This window comes from Microbacterium sp. A93 (genome assembly GCF_051842835.1).
In genome coordinates this window covers 174,328-189,018 of the sequence record NZ_JBPXMT010000006.1, presented here as the reverse complement: position 1 = coordinate 189,018, position 14,691 = coordinate 174,328, and the positions used below count along the sequence as shown (strand labels likewise).

Annotated in this window: 15 protein-coding genes; 7 read left to right on the top strand and 8 right to left on the bottom strand. The window is 70.7% G+C overall.

The window, feature by feature from the left end:
• The first annotated feature begins 53 nt into the window (after positions 1-53).
• The 3 genes from ACSU1G_RS16540 (at position 54) to ACSU1G_RS16530 (ending at position 3,996) form a co-directional block, all read left to right on the top strand.
• Positions 54-1,337 (top strand): DNA recombination protein RmuC, encoded by a 1,284-nt coding sequence (locus ACSU1G_RS16540; protein ID WP_439281065.1) that lies wholly within the window; start codon positions 54-56, stop codon positions 1,335-1,337.
• Positions 1,338-1,445: 108 nt separating this feature from the next.
• Entirely contained in the window at positions 1,446-2,000 is a 555-nt protein-coding gene (locus ACSU1G_RS16535; protein ID WP_439281064.1) for an NADPH-dependent FMN reductase, read from the top strand.
• 277 nt (positions 2,001-2,277) lie between these two features.
• The gene (locus ACSU1G_RS16530) at positions 2,278-3,996 is read left to right on the top strand and encodes a DEAD/DEAH box helicase (RefSeq protein WP_439281063.1); all 1,719 of its coding nucleotides are present in this window, start codon (positions 2,278-2,280) and stop codon (positions 3,994-3,996) included.
• A gap of 85 nt (positions 3,997-4,081) precedes the next feature.
• On the opposite strand, the gene ACSU1G_RS16525 is transcribed toward ACSU1G_RS16530, so the two are convergent.
• From ACSU1G_RS16525 to ACSU1G_RS16515, 3 genes are read right to left on the bottom strand one after another with little or no spacing between them, the layout of a single operon-like run.
• Entirely contained in the window at positions 4,082-4,591 is a 510-nt protein-coding gene (locus ACSU1G_RS16525; protein WP_439281062.1) for a gluconokinase, read from the bottom strand.
• Positions 4,591-5,712, bottom strand: coding sequence for a 4-hydroxy-3-methylbut-2-enyl diphosphate reductase (locus ACSU1G_RS16520; RefSeq protein WP_439281061.1), 1,122 nt, complete (start codon positions 5,710-5,712; stop codon positions 4,591-4,593). The genes ACSU1G_RS16525 and ACSU1G_RS16520 overlap by 1 nt, the downstream gene beginning before the upstream one ends.
• A 54-nt stretch (positions 5,713-5,766) precedes the next feature.
• Positions 5,767-6,777, bottom strand: coding sequence for a hypothetical protein (locus ACSU1G_RS16515; protein WP_439281060.1), 1,011 nt, complete (start codon positions 6,775-6,777; stop codon positions 5,767-5,769).
• A gap of 123 nt (positions 6,778-6,900) precedes the next feature.
• On the opposite strand from ACSU1G_RS16515, the gene xseA reads away from it, so the two are divergent.
• Both xseA and ACSU1G_RS16505 read left to right on the top strand, forming a co-directional pair.
• Entirely contained in the window at positions 6,901-8,235 is a 1,335-nt protein-coding gene (gene xseA / locus ACSU1G_RS16510; protein WP_439281059.1) for an exodeoxyribonuclease VII large subunit, read from the top strand.
• Entirely contained in the window at positions 8,232-8,561 is a 330-nt protein-coding gene (locus tag ACSU1G_RS16505) for an exodeoxyribonuclease VII small subunit (protein ID WP_439281058.1), read from the top strand. Before xseA ends, ACSU1G_RS16505 begins: the two co-directional genes overlap by 4 nt.
• Here ACSU1G_RS16505 and ACSU1G_RS16500 read toward each other — a convergent pair.
• Positions 8,558-9,127 carry a type 1 glutamine amidotransferase domain-containing protein gene (locus tag ACSU1G_RS16500; protein WP_439281057.1) on the bottom strand — a complete coding sequence of 190 codons (570 nt, stop codon included), beginning with the start codon at positions 9,125-9,127 and terminating at the stop codon, positions 8,558-8,560. The genes ACSU1G_RS16505 and ACSU1G_RS16500 overlap by 4 nt on opposite strands.
• 174 nt (positions 9,128-9,301) lie before the next feature.
• On the opposite strand from ACSU1G_RS16500, the gene ACSU1G_RS16495 reads away from it, so the two are divergent.
• Positions 9,302-10,663: an L-lactate MFS transporter gene (locus tag ACSU1G_RS16495; RefSeq protein WP_439281056.1), complete on the top strand. Its 1,362-nt coding sequence runs from the start codon at positions 9,302-9,304 to the stop codon at positions 10,661-10,663.
• Positions 10,660-10,857, top strand: a complete 198-nt coding sequence (locus tag ACSU1G_RS16490; RefSeq protein ID WP_439281055.1) for an MFS transporter small subunit — start codon at positions 10,660-10,662, stop codon at positions 10,855-10,857. The genes ACSU1G_RS16495 and ACSU1G_RS16490 overlap by 4 nt, the downstream gene beginning before the upstream one ends.
• A gap of 58 nt (positions 10,858-10,915) precedes the next feature.
• Here ACSU1G_RS16490 and ACSU1G_RS16485 read toward each other — a convergent pair whose 3' ends face one another.
• From ACSU1G_RS16485 to ACSU1G_RS16470, 4 genes are all read right to left on the bottom strand, one after another.
• A complete protein-coding gene (locus ACSU1G_RS16485; protein WP_439281054.1) occupies positions 10,916-11,788 on the bottom strand; it encodes a PPK2 family polyphosphate kinase in 873 nt (290 codons plus the stop codon).
• Between the two features lie 10 nt (positions 11,789-11,798).
• Positions 11,799-13,031 (bottom strand): pyridoxal phosphate-dependent aminotransferase, encoded by a 1,233-nt coding sequence (locus ACSU1G_RS16480; protein ID WP_439281053.1) that lies wholly within the window; start codon positions 13,029-13,031, stop codon positions 11,799-11,801.
• Positions 13,032-13,099: 68 nt separating this feature from the next.
• Positions 13,100-14,254: a hypothetical protein gene (locus ACSU1G_RS16475; protein WP_439281052.1), complete on the bottom strand. Its 1,155-nt coding sequence runs from the start codon at positions 14,252-14,254 to the stop codon at positions 13,100-13,102.
• Positions 14,251-14,679: an NUDIX hydrolase gene (locus ACSU1G_RS16470; protein WP_439281051.1), complete on the bottom strand. Its 429-nt coding sequence runs from the start codon at positions 14,677-14,679 to the stop codon at positions 14,251-14,253. Before ACSU1G_RS16470 ends, ACSU1G_RS16475 begins: the two co-directional genes overlap by 4 nt.
• Positions 14,680-14,691 lie beyond the last annotated feature (12 nt).

Here is a 14,691-nt window from a genome sequence, read left to right as displayed (position 1 = left end):
GACACCTGCGGCACGTGGCCTAACGTGTCCCGGGTCTTTGGCAGGCTGGAGGCATGGAGACTTCTGCAGTGGTGTTGGTGGCCGTCGTGTGCGTGGTGGCGGGACTGGTGGTGGGCGCCGTGGCCGGCGCGTGGCTGGTCTGGTCGCGCGTCCGGGGCTCCTGGGAGGGCGCGGCCAGCGAGGCCCGGGAACAAGCCCGGTCATCCCGGGAGGAACTCGCGGAGTCGCAGGCCGCCCTGGCCGCTGCGGAAGCCGAGAGCCGGGTCCTCGCCGCGGAGCGCACCGCGGATCGTGACCGCGCCGCCGCCGAGTCCACCGTGCTCAAGGCGCTGGCGCCGGTGGGCCAGCGCCTGGAGACCCTGCAGCGCCAGGTGGGGATGCTGGAGCGGGACCGCGTGGAGCAGTACGGCCAGCTGTCCGAGCAGCTCAAGACCGCGGCCGCCACGGACACGGCGTTGCTGGTGAACACGCGCTCGCTCGTGGCCACGCTGAAGTCCACTTCCGCGCGGGGCCACTGGGGTGAGGTCCAGCTGCGCCGTGTGGTCGAGGCGGCCGGCATGCTGGCGCACACGGATTTCTCGGAGCAGGAGGTGCTGCGCGGCGAGGAGGACCGGATCCTGCGCCCTGACCTGGTGGTCCAGCTACCCGGGGGGAAATCCCTCGCGGTGGACGCCAAGGCACCCCTGGCCGCCGTCCTGGAGGCTGAGGAGCTGGCCGGTGACGTGACCGCGGAAGCCGCCGCCCGGCGCGCTGAGCTACAGGTGGACCATGCCAAGGCCGTCCGTGCGCACGTGGACGCGCTGTCCGCCAAGCAGTACTGGCAGGGGCTGGCGGACTCCCCCGAACTGGTGATCTGCTTCCTGCCGGCCGAGTCCTTCCTGGCCGCTGCCCTCGAGGCGGACCCGGGCCTGCTGGACCACGCCTTCTCGAGGAACGTGGCCCTGGTGGCGCCGGTGTCCCTGCTGGCCGCACTGAAGTCCGTGGCCTACTCCTGGCGGCAGGAGACCCTCACCGACAATGCCCGGGAGCTCTTCGAGGCCTCACATCAGCTCTATCAGCGGCTGGGAACCCTCGGCGGACACGTGACCAAGCTGGGAGGGTCCCTGAAGTCGGCGGTGGAGAAGTACAACGCCATGGTCGGCACCCTCGAGTCCCGGGTGCTGCCCTCCGCCCGGCGGATCGGCGAGTTGGACCCGACGAAGGGCGAGGTGATGGCACCGCTCAAACCGGTGGAGTCCACCCCGCGCGTCCTGTCCGCGGCGGAGCTGCTGGACGCGGAGTTCCTGACGGAGAACGCCGCACTGTCACGGACATCACAGCCACCACGGGAGGCCTGACGGAATAGAGCGGGCGGTATCGGAGTTGGCCATGAGTGAATCATTGAAGCTTCAATGAATAGGTCGACTCCTTGGAGTCACCTCACTGAACCGTCTGGAAGGACACCCATGCGCATCGGCTACATCGTCGGATCCCTCGCCCAGAACTCCATCAACCGCCGCCTGGCCAAAGCCCTCGAGGCACTGGCCCCGGAAGGTGTGGAGCTCTTCGAGATCTCCATCAGCGAGCTGCCCCTGTACAACTGGGACCATGACGCCGACTACCCCGCGGCGGCCCTGGACTTCAAGGACGCCGTGTCCTCCGCGGACGGCATCCTGTTCGTCACCCCGGAGTACTCCCGCTCCATCCCGGCGGCACTGAAGAACGCCATCGAATGGGGCGCACGGCCCTGGGGCCAGGCCGTATGGGGCGGCGTCCCCGCCGCCGTCATCGGCACGTCCCCCGGAGGAACCGGCACCGCCATGGCCCAGCAGCACCTGCGCAACATCCTGGCCCACGTGGACATGAAGACCATGGGCCAGCCGGAGTCCTTCATCCAGTCCCGCGAAGGCGCCATCGCCGAGACCGGTGAGGTCCAGGACGGCGCGTTGCTGCAGATCCTCCAGGGCTTCGTGGAGGCGCTCACCGCCCACGTGGAGGCCAACGCCCGCGTCGCAGCCTGATCGCTGCACCGCCTGAGTGCTGCACCGCCTGAGTGCCGCGGACCCCTCGACCCGATGCCGGCGTCGAGGGGTCCGCTGCGTTTCGGGGCGATGTTCGAGGAGCTGTTCGGGACGATGACAGCGGTACCCGTCCGATGGCGTAGACTCATCGGTAGCCAACCGGGCAGGACCCTTCCTCTCCGGTGCCGGCCAGCACCGCGTTGAGTGGCTCTTGTGATGCCGCCCCGCCAGTGCCAGGGCCGGGTCTTAATCTTCCACCCGGACGGATTCTACTTTCGTGACTTCTCTTCAGCCTGCCGCCATTTCCGGCGGTTCTACCACCCTGCCCTCCTCTGACTCGGGTTTCACCGAGCTGGGTGTGCCCGCTGGCTTGGCCGCCGCGCTGGCCCCGCAGGGCATCACCATCCCCACCCCGATCCAGAAGGCCACCCTTCCGGACTCCCTGACCGGCCGTGACGTGCTCGGCCGTGGCCGGACCGGCTCCGGCAAGTCCTACGCCTTCCTGCTGCCGCTGGCCTCCCGGCTGGATGACGGCCGCAACGCCCAGGCCCGCCGGCCCCGCTCCCTGGTGCTGGCCCCGACCCGCGAGCTGGCGCTCCAGCTCGAGGACTCCTTCAAGCCCCTGGCCGCAGCCACGGGCCTGGTCTCGCACACGATCTTCGGCGGCGTGGGCCAGAACCCGCAGGTCAAGGCACTGCAGCGTGGCGTGGATGCCCTCGTGGCCTGCCCGGGCCGGCTGCTGGACCTCATGGGCCAGGGCCACGTGGACCTGTCTGCGGTGGAGATCCTGGTGATCGACGAGGCCGATCACATGGCGGACATGGGCTTCCTGCCGATGGTCCGCCGCATCCTGGACCAGGTGCCCACCTCGGCCCAGAAGATGCTCTTCTCCGCCACCCTGGACGAGGGTGTCGGCGTGCTGGTGAAGAAGTACCTGAAGAACCCCGTGGTGCACGAGGCTGATTCGGCCGTCTCCCCCGTGGCGAAGATGGACCACCACGTGGTCTCCGTGGACGGCGATGACAAGCTCGGCACCCTGGCCGACCTGTGCGCCGCCCCGGGCCGGACCATCGTGTTCACCCGCACCAAGTACGGCGCCAAGAAGGCCGCCAAGCAGCTGCGCCAGCGTGGCGTCACCGCCCTGGAGCTGCACGGCAACCTCTCCCAGAACGCCCGGACCCGCAACCTGGACGCCTTCCACAACGGCACCGCCGGCACCCTGGTGGCCACGGACATCGCCGCCCGCGGCATCCACGTGGACGATGTCTCCCTGGTGATCCACTCGGATCCGCCCACCGAGCACAAGGCCTACCTGCACCGTTCCGGCCGCACCGCCCGCGCGGGCCAGGCCGGCACCGTGGTGACCCTGGCCGCCCGCGAACAGCGCAACGAGGTCCGCACCCTGATGCGGGCCGCCAAGATCACCCCGACCGTGCACGCCGACGGTGCCGACGCCTCCGTGCTGGAGACGCTGGCCCCCGGAGAGCGCATCTTCCTGGAGACCGCCGAGCTCGAGAAGCTCCTGTCCGTCTCCACCCCGAACGGCCAGCAGGCCCAGGGCGGCAACGGCGGCGGCCAGGGCGGCGGACGTTCCGGCAGCCGTGGTGGTCAGGGCGGCGGCCGCGGTGGCTCCCGCGGTGGCCGCGGTGGTTCCCGGTCCGGCGCCCCGTCCGGTGAGCGCTCTAATCAGTCGCGCACCGACCGTGCCCCGCAGGAACGCTCCGGCACCGGTGGCGGCAGTGGCAACACCGGCGGTGGACAGGGTTCCCGCGGTACCGGGCGTCCCGGGAACCGCCGCGCGGGCACCTCGGCCGGCGCGCCGTCGTCGGGCGGGCGGGTGTACTCCTCCGAGAGCGGCGGCCGCAACACCGACTTCCGGCAGGACCAGAACGATGAGGGCAGCCGGGGTGGCCGCGGCAGCAACGGCAACTCGGGCCGCACCCGCAACGGCCGCAGCCGCCGCGCCTCCAGCGGACAGGGTTCACCCCGCAATTGACGGTCCGGCCTCACCGCTGAACTGAACAGACAGCAGCACCCCCACCTCTCGAGGTGGGGGTGCTGCTGTCTGCTCTAGATGGAGGTCAGAGTCCGGCGACCACGGTCAGGGCCTGCTCGACCAGCTCGTCCACACTGCCGGAGTTCTCCAGCACCCAACCGTCCTCGTCCTGGCCCAGCGGCTCGAGGGTGGCGAGCTGGTCGGGCACCAGGGAGGCGGGCATGAAGTGGCCCATCCGGTGTTCCACCCGCTCGGTGATGACCGCGGGATCGGACGCCACCTGCAGGAAGACCACCCGTCCCGCGGCCCCGCGCAGCAGGTCCCGGTAGGAGCGTTTGAGGGCCGAGCAGGTGGAGACCGTGCCGCCGGCGTTGGACTCCCGGTCCATCCAGGCGCGCAGGGACTCCAGCCAGGGCCAGCGGTCCTCGTCGGTGAGCGGGGTCCCGGCGGACATCTTGGCGATGTTGGCAGCCGGGTGGAACTCGTCGGCCTCGGCGAAGGGCCGGCCCAGCCGCGCGGCCAGGCGTTCGGCCAGGACGGACTTGCCCGAGCCGGAGATCCCCATGACCACGAGGTGCAACGGCCCGGAGTCCATCAGCTGGTGGAGCTGCGGCGGCCGCCGAGGGCGTGGTCGTTGTCTCCGACCTTCTTCATCTCCGCACGCAGTTCCTTGGGCAGGGAGAAGATGATGTCCTCCTCGGCCGTGACGATCTCCTCCACGGAGCCGTAGCCGTACTCCGCGAGCAGCGCCAGCACGTCCGTCACGAGGGTCTCCGGCACCGAGGCGCCGGAGGACAGGCCGATGGTGGCCACGCCCTCGAACCAGGACTCATCCACCTGGTGGGCGAAGTCCACGCGCTCGGCGCGCTGCGCACCGTACTCCCGCGCGACCTCCTTCAGGCGCACCGAGTTCGAGGAGTTCGCCGAGCCCACGATGATCACCAGGTCGCAGTCCGGGGAGATCTTCTTGATGGCCGCCTGGCGGTTCGAGGTGGCATAGCAGATGTCATCCGAGGGCGGATCCTGCAGGTTCGGGAACCGCGAGCGCAGGATGGCCACGATCTCCAGGGTCTCGTCCACGGACAGGGTGGTCTGGGACAGCCAGATCAGGTTGTCCGGGTCCTCGACCTGGACCGTCCGGGCCTCTTCCGGGTTGTTGATGATGGTGGTGTGGTCGGGGGCCTCACCGAAGGTGCCCTCGACCTCCTCGTGGCCTTCGTGCCCGATCAGCAGGATGCGGCGGTCCAGCTTGGAGAAGCGCACCGCCTCGCGGTGCACCTTGGTGACCAGCGGGCAGGTGGCGTCAATGGTCCGGAGGCTGCGATCGGCGGCCTCGGACACCACGGCCGGGGACACCCCGTGCGCGGAGAAGACCGTCAGCGAGCCCTCGGGCACCTCGTCCAGCTCGTTGACGAACACCACGCCCTGGGCCTCCAAGGTCTCCACCACGTGCCGGTTGTGCACGATCTCCTTGCGGACGTACACCGGCGCCCCGTGGTGTTCCAGGGCCTTCTCCACCGCCACCACGGCGCGGTCCACGCCCGCGCAGTATCCGCGGGGGGCGGCGAGCATGACCTTCTTGTCCCCGGGCACGATGGCGGCCGCCTCCACCTCTTCGCGGGTGCGGCGGGCGCGGGGGATGTGGGGCATCCCGACGGAGACGGGGGCTACGGTGGTAGCGGGGGCGGCAGCGGCTGCTGCATGAACGGTGGACATATGTTCCAGTCTACCGGCGGAGCCGTCACTGGCCACCGGCGGGTGAGGCACGCCTCAATGGGCCGGTGGCCCGCTCCGCCGCGCGCTGAGGGGCCGGAGACCGGAGACGAGGACGGTGATCAGGCCCAGGACGGCGACGGTCCCACCGCCGACCATCAGCAGCAGGGTGTCCGGCATCGCGTAACCCCGGATCCCGTCCAGCAGGGAGGCGGCTGCGGCCCGGGCGAGGCCCTCCATGTCGGCAGCGGGGCCCAACCGCCCCAGAGCCCACCGCCCGGCGGCCCCCACCGCGAGGGCGGTGATCCCGGCCACGAACAGCGGGGTGCCCTTGCGGCGCCGGGGAGCGGCCATCAGCGCCAGCAGCAGGAGCACGGCGGAGGTGCCGGCCAGCCACGGCCACCGGTACAGGTGGTGCACGGTCCACGCCACGGCGTCCATCGGGACGGCGTCAGGGTCCGGGACCGTGAGGTCCACGGCCAGAGGCGAGGCGCCGCCGTCGGGCCCGGTGCCTGTCCCCGTCCCGGTCCCAGCCCCCGAGACGATCCGGTCCCCGCCCTCGCGGACCGCCCGGGCGATGACGGAACCGCCGGGGAGTGTCTCGGCTGATGCGGCGAGCCGGTCCACCCCCAGGCCGATGATCGGGGTCAGTTGCAGGTGCAGGGTTCCGGCCTCCGGGTCTGGTCCACCGCCACCGCCCGGGGAGCCCTCGTCCTGGTGGATCGCGGCCAGTCGGCCCACCCAGTCGGTCCGGGTCTGTTCCAGGGTCTCGGCCCAGACCGCAGGGAAGCGCTCATCCGTGACCAGGCCGTCGGCGGCGGCGCTGACGAGATCGCTGAAGCTGTCCTGCAGGAAGGACGGGACGGCATCGGGCCACTGCTCCGAGACGATGCCCCCGACCTCGTCCGGCAGGGCCGCGCGAAGCCCGGGGTCCTCAGACATCGGGCCGGCGATCCGCTGCAGCGGCTCCGGGGTGTGGACCAGTGCCTCGGCCCGGGCACCCACGAGGGACAGGGCCGCCAGCAGGCCGGCCAGGGCGGCGAGCAGGATCGACAACGCCGTGCGCATGGTGGCTCCGTTCGCGGGTGGGTCAGGATGGGTCCATCACGTCCTAGCCTATTGAGACAATGGAGGTGTCCGGGCACCCGGACCAGCCCGGACCGGCCGACGTACTGAGAGGACCACCCACGCATGGACGAACCGCAGCCCCCCGGCGCGCTCCCGGCCACCGCGGCCGGCACCGCGCCGGACTCCCCCTGGCCGTTGCGCGTCCTCTCGGAGAACCTGAAGTCATACTTCGAGCGGGCCCCGGAGGCCTGGATCGAGGGCCAGCTGATCGAGTTCAAGGTGATCCGGGGCAACGCCTGGATGACCCTGCGCGATCTGGACGCCGATTATTCGCTGCCCGTGACCGCGTGGCGGAACGTGGCCTCCACGCTGGAGGGCACGGTGGAGCAGGGCTCCCGCGTGGTCGCGTGCGTCAAGCCGAGCTTCTACACCAAGACCGGGCGGCTGAGCATGATCGCCTCCGCCATGCGGCCCGTGGGGATCGGGGATCTGCTGGCCCGGGTGGAGAAGCTGCGCCGCGCCCTGGAGGCAGAGGGCCTGACCGCCGAGACCCGCAAGAGGCCGCTGCCCGTACTGCCGAACCTCATCGGACTGGTCACGGGCAAGAACTCGGATGCGATGCAGGACGTGATGCGCAACGCCCACCTGCGCTGGCCCGAGGCCCGGTTCGAGGTGCGCGAGGTGGCCGTGCAGGGGGCGAACGCGCCGCGGGAGGTGATGGCCGCCGTCGCCGAGCTGGACGCGCATCCGGAGGTGGACGTGATCGTCATCGCCCGCGGCGGAGGCGCCCTGGAGGAGGTCATCCTGCCGTTCTCGGATGAGGCCCTGGTCCGTGCCGTCGCCGCCACCCGGACACCCGTGGTCTCGGCGATCGGCCACGAGGCCGACCGGCCGGTGCTGGACGACGTGGCGGATGTCCGCGCCTCCACCCCCACGGATGCGGCCAAGCGGATCGTGCCGGACGCCGCCGCCGAGCGCGAGGCCATCGCCGGGTCCCGGCTGCGGCTGGCCTCCGGGGTGGAGCGGCTCGTGCTCAACGAGGCCCAGCACCTGGCCGCCCTGCGGTCCCGGCCGGTGCTGGCCCAGCCGGAGCGGATGGTGGACGATCGTGCCATGGACCTGGACCGGATCCGCGCGCGCGCCCGCACCTCGTTGGGTGGACGGTTGGACCGGGAGCACGACGCCGTGGGGCACCTGAGGGCCCGGGTGCGGTCCCTGTCCCCGCAGCGGACCCTGGACCGCGGCTATGCGGTGGTCCAACGCGTGGCCCAGACCGCGGATCAGCCGGCCGAGGTGGTCCGTAGCGCCGGGCAGGTCACCGCCGGGGACCGGTTGGACATCCTGGTGGCCGCCGGGCGGATCGGGGCCGCCGTCACGGAGACCGAGACGACGAGCAAGCACACGAACAAGCACACGAACAAGCACACGAACACGCCGACCGACGAGGAGAACGCATGAGCGCCACCGACCCGAAGACCACCGACTCCCCGGCACCAGCCCCCGGTGCCGGACCGGCCACCGTCGACGGATTCTCCGCGGCGGACACCTCGGACATCGCGACGATGAGCTACGAACAGGCCCGGTCCGAACTCGTGGAGACCGTCTCGCGCCTGGAGGCCGGTGGGGCCGGGTTGGAGGAGTCGCTCGCCCTCTGGGAGCGCGGCGAGGCCCTGGCGGACCGCTGTGAGGCCTGGCTGGACGGCGCCCGCGCCAAGCTCAACGAGGTCCGGGCCAAGGTCGCCGGCTCCGACCCGGCCGGCGGGGCCGGTACTGGTCTGGACTAGGCCGTCTGGCCGGAGTGCTTGCCCTCGGCGAACTCCTCGACCATCTTCGCGTTGAAGGCGTCCAAGTCGCCCGGGTTCCGGCTGGTCGTCAGGCCCTGGTCCACCACGACCTCCTTGTCCACCCAGGTGGCCCCGGCGTTCTTCAGGTCCTCGGACAGGGAGTGGTAGCTGGTGAGCGTCCGGCCCTGGACCACTCCGGCGTTGATGAGCGTCCACGGCGCGTGGCAGATCGCGGCCACCGGCTTGTGGGCTTCGAAGAAGCCGCGGACGAAGGCCTGGACCCCGGTGTCCGCCCGGAGGGCATCGGCGTTCAGTGTCCCGCCGGGCATGACGAGTGCGTCGAAGTCGGCGGCGGACACGGAGCCGGCCGCGTGGTCCACGGTGAAGGTGTCCGCATGTTCCCAGTCGCCGTTCATGGCCGTGATCGTCCCGGTCTCCAACGAGACGAGCCGGGGCTGTCCGCCGGCGGCCCGGACGGCCTCCCACGGTGAGGTGAGCTCCACCTGTTCCACCCCGCGGGTGGCGAGGAAGGCGATGGTCTGTCCCGCAAGCTGCTGTGTAGTCATACCCCCACCCTAGACACGTACCCCCGGGGTGCTGGCAAACCGGAGGGCGCCGGGTCTGGAGATTGATTGACCTAGGGATATCCCGTCGCTACGCTCTCCCACAGCAAGGTCAGTACCGGGTACCAGTGAGACGGCTGGTCAGCCGGTGTTCTAACAGGGGGACCGCACACCACCATGCCCAGCATCCTCGATCGTGAGGCCATCGTCGCCCCACGGACCTTCAACCGGTGGCTGATCCCCGCCGCCGCGCTGGCGATCCACCTGTGCATCGGCCAGGTCTACGCTTTCAGCGTCTTCAAGATCCCCATGATGGGCCACTTCGAGACCGGCGACGTGGCGGTCGGGTGGATCTTCTCCGTGGCCATCGCCATGCTCGGCCTGGCGGCGGCCTTCGGCGGCACCTGGGTGGAGCGCTCGGGCCCCCGCAAGTCCATGGTGGCGGCCGGCGCGTTCTGGGTGGTGGGATTCCTCGTGGCCACCCTGGGCATCGCCACGGGCCAGCTGTGGCTGGTCTACCTCGGCTACGGGGTCATCGGCGGCATCGGCCTGGGCATCGGGTACATCTCCCCCGTGTCCACGCTGATGAAGTGGTTCCCGGACCGGCCGGGACTCGCCACCGGCCTGGCCATCATGGGATTCGGCGGCGGCGCCCTGATCGCCAGCCCCCTGTCCAACAGCCTGATGGCGCTCTTCGGTGGTGGCAGCCAGCCGGAACAACTCCAGGCCGGGCTGATGCAGACCTTCCTCACACTGGCCGTGATCTACGCCGTGGTGATCGCCCTCGGCGCGCTCGTGATCCGCGTCCCCCACCCGGACTGGAAGCCCGCCGGCTTCAACCCGGCCGAGGCGGCCGCGAAGCCGATGCAGACCACCGCCAACGTCTCGGCCGACTCGTCCCTGAAGACCCCGCAGTTCTGGCTGCTGTGGCTCGTGCTCTTCTGCAACGTGACCGCCGGCATCGGCATCCTCGAGAACGCGGCCCCCATGATCCAGGCCTACTTCAACGAGATCACCCCGGCGGCCGCCGCCGGGTTCGTGGGTCTGCTGTCCATCGCGAACATGGCCGGCCGGTTCGTGTGGTCCACCACCTCGGACTACTGGGGACGGAAGAACAACTACATGATGTACCTCGGCATCGGCCTGGCCATGTACCTGGTCATCGCCCTCATGGGCGGGGCCAACCTGGTGGTGTTCATCATCGCCACCATGGTGATCATCTCCTTCTACGGGGGCGGGTTCTCCACCGTCCCCGCCTACCTGAAGGACATGTTCGGCGTGTTCCAGGTCGGCGCCATCCACGGCCGGCTGCTGACCGCCTGGTCCGCGGCCGGGGTCGCCGGCCCGTTGATCGTCAACAGCCTGCTCGAGTCCCAGGCCGCCGCCGGCAAGACGGGCGCGGACCTCTACACCTTGTCCCTGTACATCATGGTCGGCCTGCTGGCGATCGGCTTCATCGCCAACCTGCTGGTCCGTCCGGTCGCTGCCAAGCACCACATCCCTGAGCACAGGATCCGCGAGAAGGAGACCGCCGCGTGAGCACCTCACCCCAGCCCCGAGAGTCCGACCACCACCCGGATCGGCCCGCCGACGTCCGGGTCTCGGAAGGCGTCGCCGCCACCAGCGGCACCTACAACGCCGTCGCGGTGTTCCTCGCCCTGATCGTGATGGCCGCCCTGGCCTACGGCCTCGTCCAGACAGCCATCAAGGCCTCAGCCCTGTTCACCGGCTGACGGCGCTGACTGCAGCTGACTGCACCGGGGCGCCTCCGGGCAAGCCCCGCCCGGGCGGTCAGCTGGCGGCCAGACGCCTCTTCTCGGCGCCGATGTCGAAGCCAGCCGGCGGCCATTCGAGGTCCAACCCCTCCAGGGCCGAGATCACCAGCTCCTGCACGGCGATCCTGGAGTACCACTTGCGGTTCGCCGGGACGATGTACCACGGCGTCTGGTCCGTGTCCGTCTCGGCGATGGCGATCCGGTAGGCCTCCATGTACTCGTCCCAGTAGACCCGCTCGTCCACGTCGGAGGGGTGGTACTTCCAGAACTTGTCCGGCCGGTCGAGGCGTTCGGCCAGTCGGTCCTGCTGCTCGTCCTTGGACAGGTGCAGCATGACCTTCAGCACGCGGGTGCCGCGCTGGACCAGCTCCTGCTCGAACTCCCGGATCTCGGCGTAACGCTGCTCGATCTCCGGCACCGGCGTGAGACCGCGGACCCGGTGGATCAGCACATCCTCATAGTGGGAGCGGTCCCAGACGCCCACGAACCCGGCCGGCGGGACGTGGGGGCGGATCCGCCACAGGAAGTGGTGGGACCTCTCCTCGTCCGTCGGTGCCTTGAAGGCGGCGTCCTCCACGCCCTGCGGGTCCATGGCGCCGACCACGTGGCGCATGATCCCGCCCTTGCCGGCGGTGTCCATCGCCTGGACCACGAGCAGCAGGGAGCGGCCGTGGCCCGCGGCATCGACCGAGCCCGCCACCCCGTTGGCATAGAGCAGCTCCTGCAGCTGGGTCAGCCGCTCGGCCCGGGCCTCGAGGGTGGCCTCCCCCTCGGCCTTGCCGCCCGGGTATCCGGGCGTGGCGTCGGGGTCCACGTCGACGGGACCCCTCGCCAGACCGCCCGGGGTCCGGGCCCGCAACAGGGCCCGCGGGTCCTGCTGGAAGTCCATCACATGCTTTCTAGCGCTCACGGTAGTCCTCCAGGAAGTCGGCGATGCGGCCGATGCCCTCTTCGAGGTCCCGCACGGAGGGAAGGGTGACCAGGCGGAAGTGGTCCGTGTCCGGCCAGTTGAAGGCCCGCCCGTGGGAGACCAGGATCTTCTGGGAACGCAACAGGTCGATCACGAACTTCTCGTCGTCCTCGATCCGGTAGACCTCCGGGTCCAACCGGGGGAACAGGTACAGGGCCCCCTGGGCCGGCTGGACGCTGACGCCGGGGATCTCCGAGAGCAGCCGCTGGGCCAGGTTGCGTTGCTCGAGCAGCCGTCCGCCGGGCAGGATGAGGTCGTTGACGGACTGGTACCCGCCGAGCGCCGTCTGGATGGCGTGCTGGGCCGGGACGTTGGCGCACATGCGCATGTTGGCCAGCAGCGTCAGGCCCTCGATGAAGTCCGTGGCGCGGTGCTTGGGTCCGGAGATCGCCACCCAGCCCGAGCGGAATCCGGCCACCCGGTAGGCCTTGGACAGCCCGGAGAAGGTCAGGGTGACCACGTCGTCGGAGAGCCCGGCCACATTGATGTGGCGGGCCCCGTCGTAGAGGATCTTCTCGTAGATCTCATCGCTCATCAGCACCAGGTTGTGCTTGCGGGCGATCTCCACCATCCCGCTGAGCACCTGGCGCGAGTAGACGGCGCCGGTGGGATTGTTCGGGTTGATCAGGACGAGCGCCTTGGTCCGCTCCGTCACCTTGGACTCGATGTCCTCGAGGTCCGGGGACCAGCCCTCCTCCTCCACGCAGCGGTAGTGTACGGCGCGGCCTCCCGAGAGGGTGGTGGCGCCGGTCCACAGCGGGTAGTCGGGTGAGGGGATCAGCACCTCGTCGCCGTCGTCCACCAGGGCCTGCAGCACCATGGAGATCAGCTCGGAGACCCCGTTGCCGATGAACACGTCCTCCACGTCGATGCCCATGATCCCGCGCGACTGGTAGTACTGGCTGACCGCGGTGCGGGCGGAGTAGATGCCGCGCGAGTCGGAGTAGCCCTGGGCGTGGGGCAGGTGGGAGACCATGTCCTTGAGGATGGCGTCCGGGGCCTCGAAGCCGAACGGTGCGGGGTTGCCGATGTTCAGCTTCATGATCCGGTGGCCGGCCGCCTCCATCCGCTGGGCCTCCTCCAGGATGGGTCCGCGCACGTCATAGCGCACGTTGAGGAGCTTGGAGGACTGTTTGATCTGACCGGACCGTGTCTTTGCCATGCGCTCCATCCTAGAACCGAGCGCCCGCGGATTCTGCCAGGTCTCCGGCCGCCCGGCAGAAGCGACCGTCAGAACCAGCCGTCAGGGGTCTCCTCGAGACCGGCGGCGACCAACCAGAACTGGGCCGCCTCTTCCCGGGGCAACCGGTCCGGCCCCGTGGTGAGCCGCTGCAGTTCGGCGAGCATCTCCCCGTCCAGCCGATCGGCCACGGCGCGGAGGGCGCCCTCCGTCCCGTCCGGCAGGGCCTCCTGGTCCGCCACCATCACCACACGTCCCTCGGGCAGGACCCGCGCCGGGTCGGCGAGGGGTTCCAGCGCCTGGTCCGAGATGGCAGGGTCCGTCCCGTACATCAGCGCGACGTCGGCCCGGCCGGTGACGAGGTCCCCCACGACTCCCAGCTCGCCCGGTTCCACCCACCGGGACGGTTCGCATCCCGCGAGAGAGGCGAGCCGCTCGCCGTACACGGCGGCGTCGATCTGCGGGCTGAACACCAGCCGGTCGCACAGTCCGTTCAGGTCGGTGAGGTCCTCCATCTCATACATCCCGGTCAGCGCCGTGGTGGCGACGGCCTGCAGGCGCATGGTGCCCGCGGAGGACCCCACCACCGCCGTGTCCTCCGGGAAGAACTCCGTGACCATGGCGGTCGTCCCCTGGGCGTCCGCGGCGGGACGCCCCTCGGGCAGCGGGGTGGGTGAGCCGGTGGCCGTCGGGTGCCCGGTGGGGGTGGCCGGCGCCGGGTCCGAGGCCGTGGCGCTGGCTGAGGCCTCCGCGCTGGGGCTGGCGCCGGAGCCGGGGTCCGTGCGGGACCCGGACCCGGCGGGCTCGGGTGACGGGGACGGCGTCGGGACCTCCCCGGCGAGCGTGTCCGGGATGAGTTGTGTGGCCATGGCCAGGGTGTCCACCACGGCGACCTGCTGTGCTCCGGCGGCACCCCAGGGCTCCGCGGAGGGCTCTCCGACCTCGGCGGGGATGCCCTCGTTCTCCAGGTGACGCTCGATCACCACGGCCAGCAGCTGCTCCTCGGGGCGGGTGCCCGTGATGAGGGAGACGGGGGCGTCGCCCGATGAGGCCGCGGAGGCGATTCCAGCGGCGCCGCCCGGGGCGGATCCCCCGGGGCCGGGCTGCGGTGTGCAACCCGCCAGGAGGGCTGCGGTCAGTGCGCCGGCGGTCATCAGGGCCGCGCCCCGGTGTGGTGCGGTGGGGTGATTCGAGGTGGCACTCATCGCAGCTCACCGGCCAGTTCGAGGGCGCGGTGGACCGTCGGGGAGGTGCGGTGCCGGTGCAGCCCGTCGAGCGGTATCCAGGCGGCGTCGATGGAGGAGCCGTCCGTCTCGGGCCGCAGCTCGCCGGAGACGACGTCGGCCCGGTACAGGACCTGCACCGTCAACAGCGGGCGGCCGGGATGGGAGAGGCGGCGGCCGGCCTCGATGGTGCGGCTGGTGACGCCGAGCAGGTCGCCGAGTACGGCGTGATAGCCGGTCTCCTCGAGGATCTCCCGCACACAGGCCTCCTCCGGCTGCTCCCGCAGCTCCACCTGTCCCCCGGGAAGCGTCCAGATGTCCTCCGTGGGGCCCTGCCACAGGCTCATGAGCAGGGCGCGGTCACGGATGACGACGCCGTAGGCGCCGACGCGGCTGTCGAAATCCATGTGGGCCAGTCT

Bases quoted from the DNA above. Each gene is read 5' to 3' on its own strand.
- ACSU1G_RS16485 (WP_439281054.1), bottom strand. From the start codon at position 11,788: ATGGACTTCCAGCAGGACCCGCGGGCCCTGTTGCGGGCCCGGACCCCG.
- ACSU1G_RS16535 (WP_439281064.1), top strand. From the start codon at position 1,446: ATGCGCATCGGCTACATCGTCGGATCCCTCGCCCAGAACTCCATCAAC.
- ACSU1G_RS16525 (WP_439281062.1), bottom strand. From the start codon at position 4,591: ATGGACTCCGGGCCGTTGCACCTCGTGGTCATGGGGATCTCCGGCTCG.
- ACSU1G_RS16520 (WP_439281061.1), bottom strand. From the start codon at position 5,712: ATGTCCACCGTTCATGCAGCAGCCGCTGCCGCCCCCGCTACCACCGTA.
- ACSU1G_RS16515 (WP_439281060.1), bottom strand. From the start codon at position 6,777: ATGCGCACGGCGTTGTCGATCCTGCTCGCCGCCCTGGCCGGCCTGCTG.
- ACSU1G_RS16470 (WP_439281051.1), bottom strand. From the start codon at position 14,679: ATGGATTTCGACAGCCGCGTCGGCGCCTACGGCGTCGTCATCCGTGAC.
- ACSU1G_RS16540 (WP_439281065.1), top strand. From the start codon at position 54: ATGGAGACTTCTGCAGTGGTGTTGGTGGCCGTCGTGTGCGTGGTGGCG.
- ACSU1G_RS16480 (WP_439281053.1), bottom strand. From the start codon at position 13,031: ATGGCAAAGACACGGTCCGGTCAGATCAAACAGTCCTCCAAGCTCCTC.
- ACSU1G_RS16475 (WP_439281052.1), bottom strand. From the start codon at position 14,254: ATGAGTGCCACCTCGAATCACCCCACCGCACCACACCGGGGCGCGGCC.
- ACSU1G_RS16495 (WP_439281056.1), top strand. From the start codon at position 9,302: ATGCCCAGCATCCTCGATCGTGAGGCCATCGTCGCCCCACGGACCTTC.
- ACSU1G_RS16505 (WP_439281058.1), top strand. From the start codon at position 8,232: ATGAGCGCCACCGACCCGAAGACCACCGACTCCCCGGCACCAGCCCCC.
- ACSU1G_RS16500 (WP_439281057.1), bottom strand. From the start codon at position 9,127: ATGACTACACAGCAGCTTGCGGGACAGACCATCGCCTTCCTCGCCACC.
- xseA (WP_439281059.1), top strand. From the start codon at position 6,901: ATGGACGAACCGCAGCCCCCCGGCGCGCTCCCGGCCACCGCGGCCGGC.